Below are 1365 nucleotides of genomic sequence, written 5' to 3'. Positions count from 1 at the left end.
GATCACGGGGACTCAGCGGGGGTGCTGAGGGGGGCTCAGCGGGGGTGTCAGCGACCGGGGTTGACCGTGACCTCGACCCGCTGGAACTCCTTGAGCTCGGTGTAGCCGGTGGTGGCCATCGCCCGGCGCAGCGCGCCGAACAGGTTCATGGTGCCGTCGGGGGTGTGCGACGGGCCGGCCAGGATCTGCTCGGTGGTGCCGACGGTGCCCAGGTGCACGCGCTTGCCGCGCGGCAGCTCCTCGTGGACGGCCTCCATGCCCCAGTGGTAGCCCCGGCCGGGCGCGTCGGTGGCGCGGGCCAGCGCGGCGCCGATCATCACCGCGTCCGCGCCGCAGGCGACCGCCTTGGGGATGTCGCCGCTGTAGCCGACGCCGCCGTCCGCGATGACGTGCACGTACCGGCCGCCGGACTCGTCCATGTAGTCGCGGCGGGCGGCCGCGACGTCCGCGACGGCGGTGGCCATCGGGACCTGGATGCCCAGCACGCCGCGGGTGGTGTGCGCGGCGCCGCCGCCGAAGCCGACCAGCACGCCGGCCGCGCCGGTGCGCATCAGGTGCAGCGCGGCGGTGTAGGTGGCGCAGCCGCCGACGATCACCGGCACGTCCAGCTCGTAGATGAACTGCTTGAGGTTGAGCGGCTCGGCCGCGCCGGAGACGTGCTCGGCGGAGACGGTGGTGCCGCGGATGACGAACACGTCGACGCCGGCGTCCACCACGGCCTTGGAGAACTCGGCGGTGCGCTGCGGCGAGAGCGCCGCGGCGGTCACGACGCCGGAGTCGCGGACCTCCTTGATCCGCTCCTTGATCAGCTCGGCCTTGATCGGCTCCGCGTACACCTCCTGCAGGCGCCGGGTCGCCGCCGCCTCGTCGGTGATCGCGGCGATCTCCTCCAGCAGCGGGCGCGGGTCCTCGTACCGCGTCCACAGCCCCTCCAGGTTCAGCACGCCCAGGCCGCCGAGCTGCCCGATCGCGATGGCCTGCTGCGGCGAGACCACGCTGTCCATCGGCGCGGCCAGGAACGGCAGTTCGAACCGGTAGGCGTCGATCTGCCAGGCGATCGAGACCTCCTTCGGGTCACGCGTACGGCGGCTGGGGACGACGGCGATGTCGTCGAAGGAGTACGCCCGGCGGCCGCGCTTGCCTCGCCCGATCTCGATCTCAGTCACTTCGAGCCCTTCTGCTGCTTTCCATCTCCCGACCGGGTCACCCCGGCCACGCCCCAAGTATCCCGTACTCGCCCCCACCTGCCCCGCCAGGGGCGCGCCCGGCCCCGGACGGTACGAGATCACGCCCTGTCCGTCGCCGCGCCCCACCGTGACGCCCCGGTAGGAGTCGGTGAACTTCACGTCGGACATGTTCGCCCTG

General features: G+C 72.7%; 1 protein-coding gene. It reads right to left on the bottom strand.

What is annotated here, in order from left to right; translation table 11 throughout:
• Positions 1-47: 47 nt before the first annotated feature.
• Positions 48-1166: a GuaB3 family IMP dehydrogenase-related protein gene (locus ACFUEL_RS39725; RefSeq protein WP_344552002.1), complete on the bottom strand. Its 1119-nt coding sequence runs from the start codon at positions 1164-1166 to the stop codon at positions 48-50.
• Positions 1167-1365: the final 199 nt, after the last annotated feature.

The sequence above is a fragment of the Kitasatospora sp. NPDC057198 genome (assembly GCF_042670125.1).
Taxonomy (GTDB): domain Bacteria; phylum Actinomycetota; class Actinomycetes; order Streptomycetales; family Streptomycetaceae; genus Kitasatospora.
Note: the sequence above shows the minus strand (reverse complement) of the source record. Positions and strands in the feature narration are given on the sequence as shown.